Source organism: Methanobrevibacter sp. 87.7 (assembly GCF_002208625.1).
Classification (GTDB): Archaea; Methanobacteriota; Methanobacteria; order Methanobacteriales; family Methanobacteriaceae; genus Methanarmilla.
Genome location: NZ_MRCT01000201.1, coordinates 1 through 2,785 on the forward strand (window position 1 = coordinate 1; position 2,785 = coordinate 2,785).

At 26.0% G+C, this 2,785-nt stretch carries 4 protein-coding genes; all 4 read left to right on the top strand.

Annotated features, from left to right (window positions below):
• Positions 1 to 199: 199 nt before the first annotated feature.
• The 4 genes from BGI41_RS07565 to BGI41_RS07580 all read left to right on the top strand — a co-directional run bounded on the left by BGI41_RS07565 (position 200) and on the right by BGI41_RS07580 (position 2,772).
• A complete protein-coding gene (locus BGI41_RS07565) occupies positions 200 to 871 on the top strand; it encodes a hypothetical protein (RefSeq protein ID WP_088540090.1) in 672 nt (223 codons plus the stop codon).
• 51 nt (positions 872 to 922) lie between these two features.
• Positions 923 to 1,483, top strand: a complete 561-nt coding sequence (locus BGI41_RS07570) for a PsbP-related protein (RefSeq protein ID WP_088540091.1) — start codon at positions 923 to 925, stop codon at positions 1,481 to 1,483.
• 92 nt (positions 1,484 to 1,575) lie between these two features.
• A complete protein-coding gene (locus BGI41_RS07575; protein WP_088540092.1) occupies positions 1,576 to 2,088 on the top strand; it encodes a flavoprotein in 513 nt (170 codons plus the stop codon).
• Positions 2,089 to 2,112: 24 nt separating this feature from the next.
• Entirely contained in the window at positions 2,113 to 2,772 is a 660-nt protein-coding gene (locus BGI41_RS07580) for a phosphopantothenoylcysteine decarboxylase (protein ID WP_088540093.1), read from the top strand.
• The last annotated feature ends 13 nt before the right edge of the window (positions 2,773 to 2,785 follow it).

Consider the following 2,785-nt stretch of genomic DNA (forward strand, 5'->3'; position numbering starts at 1 on the left):
AAATTAAACTTATTATTTTTATTATTTTTTCTGTTTTAATATAATTTTTTTAAATATAATAAAAACATAATAAATTTATATGTTAATAAACTAATAAAAATTATATATAAATTAATTTAAAGATTTAATTTAATATTAAAATTTTAAAAATTAGGTTGATGGTATTATTAATCCCGATAAAGAAAAGCTTATTAGGGTCATGAAAGAACTTAAAGCTGATCATCAAAATGGTAGGATTTCTGATGAGAAGTATAAAGAGTTATCACGACAATATATGATTAAATTAAAAAATATTGATGCTTCTAGTAGGATTAGAGCCATGCAAGGTAGGAAACAAAGATATTCTTCCTCTAATCAAACACATAATAATATACGACCAGATAAAAGGGCTGCAGAATTAAGTAGATTAGAAGATGAAAAATTAGTTCAAAAATATATTGTTAATCCTAAAAGATCATCAAATAATCAAAGACCTAGATCTCATGGAAGTAACAGTGGTAAATGGAGTGTTATTGCAATAGTTTTCTTAATAATTGCATTTACTGCTGGAATTGGGTTTGGTATGTTGAATTTTGATTTTAAAGCAACAAATATTTCAAATGCTTCTGCTATTGTTACAGATTCTGCTTTTCCTGCAGAAATTAACAACAATACAACTGTAAATACTACTTTAGATTCTTCATCAGTAAGTTCAAGTTCATCAAGTGGTACTTTATCATCCGATACATCAAGTACAAGTACTTCTAGTTCTGATTCTGGTTCTTCTGATAGTGGTGGTTCTTCAGATGGTGGAGGTTCTTCTGATTCTGGTTCTTCTGATAGTGGTGGTTCTTCAGATGGTGGAGGTTCTTCTGATTCTGGAGCAAATTAATTAATTTTTATTAATTAATTTTTTATTTTTTTAAATTAAATGGTGAATATTATGAAAAAGTCATATTATGTTGTTGGAATTATTATTATAATTTTAATAGTTGCTTCAGCAGTTTTTTTATCTAATCATGATAGTAATACTAAGGGAAATAGTAATCAAACAGAGGTTCAAACAGTTTCTCAAGGAGGAGTTATTCTTAAATTTCCATCTGATTGGGTAGTGGCTAAATCTCAATCTAATGATACTGTTGTTGCAATTGCAGATTCTAAATTATTAGATTCTTCTAAACATGCAAAGGTTAGTGTTAATATTGAAAAAAGAGATTTAGAAGGTCAAAGTTTAAATACATACTTTAATAAAACATATACTTCATTACTTTCTAATTCATCAAATCAGTTAATATCTTTAGGTAATTCAACAACAATTAAAGATAGGGAATGTTATGAAGCAGATTATCTTACAGATAAAGATGCAGATGTAAAACAACATAGGGCAGTTTGGGTTGAAAGTAATGGACAAACATATGTAATTTTATGTACTGCACCACAAAAAGAGTTTGAAAATTATAATAAATATTTCAATTATATTTTAAGTAATATTAAAATTGAATAATTATTTTTATTTATTTTTTTAGTTTATTTTAAAAATTTTTAAGATTTTAAAAAAATCTAATATTTTATATTTGTTTTTTATGAGGTTTTATTATGACTATAGTTTTATGTGTTACAGGTAGTATTGCAGCTACAAAATCAATTCAATTAGCAAGGGATTTAAGAAGACATGGACAAGATGTTAAATGTTTTATGAGTGAAGCAGCATGTGATATTATTAATCCTATTTCTATGGAGTTTGCAACTAATCAAGATGTAATAATTAAATTAACTGGAAAAATTGAACATGTTAAATATTCTCAAGAAGATTTAATTTTAGTTGCTCCTGCTACAGCAAGTACAATTAGTAAATTTGCTTATAAAATATCTGATACTCCAATTACGGCTCTTTTACTTGCTGCATATGGTCATAATACACCAATATTAATGGTTCCTTCAATGCATGATGCAATGTATGCAGGTATTAGTGAAAATCTTGATAAACTTAAATCTGAAGGAATCCATTTTGTAGATCCTAAAATGGCTGAAGGTAAAGCAAAATTCCCAGATATTGAAAATATAGTTCTTGAATCTTTAAGATTAATAAATCAAAATAAAAAAGACTAAATCTTTTTTATTTTTTGTGGTATTATGTCTAATTCTATTTCTAATAAAAAGGTTTTAATTAATTTAGGTGGAACTTATGAACCAATTGATCCAATTAGAGGAATTTCTAATAAATCATCTGGTAAAATGGGTTTAGCTCTTGCAAAAGAAGCTTATATTCGTGGTGCAGATTTAACATTAATTGCAGCTAAATGTGATGTTGAGATACCTTCTATTTTTAATACAATTAATGTTCAAACTTCTTCAGAGATGAATGATTGTATTAAAAGTCTTATTAAAGACTTTGATGTTTTTATTGCTACTGCAGCAATAAGTGATTTTGAGCCTATTAAAATGCAATCTCATAAAATTAATTCATCATTAAATCTTTCATTAGAATTTAAACCAGTTGAAAAAATTATAAGACAAATTAAAAATATAAGTCCTGATGTTTTTCTTGTTGGTTTTAAAGCACAATATGATATTTCTGAAAATGATTTAATTGATTGTGCAAATAAACAGATTGAAGTTGCTGGTTCAAATTTAGTTGTTGCTAATGATTTGTCTCATGAAGGTTGTGGATTTGGTTCTGATGAAAATGAGGTTATTTTAGTTCGTGATAATGGAACTTATGAAAAAATAGAGTTATCCTCAAAAACTAAACTTGCAGAAATAATCTTTGATGATATTGAAAATTCATTATAATTTTATTTTTTAC

Bases quoted from the DNA above. Each gene is read 5' to 3' on its own strand.
- BGI41_RS07565 (WP_088540090.1), top strand. From the start codon at position 200: ATGAAAGAACTTAAAGCTGATCATCAAAATGGTAGGATTTCTGATGAG.
- BGI41_RS07570 (WP_088540091.1), top strand. From the start codon at position 923: ATGAAAAAGTCATATTATGTTGTTGGAATTATTATTATAATTTTAATA.
- BGI41_RS07575 (WP_088540092.1), top strand. From the start codon at position 1,576: ATGACTATAGTTTTATGTGTTACAGGTAGTATTGCAGCTACAAAATCA.
- BGI41_RS07580 (WP_088540093.1), top strand. From the start codon at position 2,113: ATGTCTAATTCTATTTCTAATAAAAAGGTTTTAATTAATTTAGGTGGA.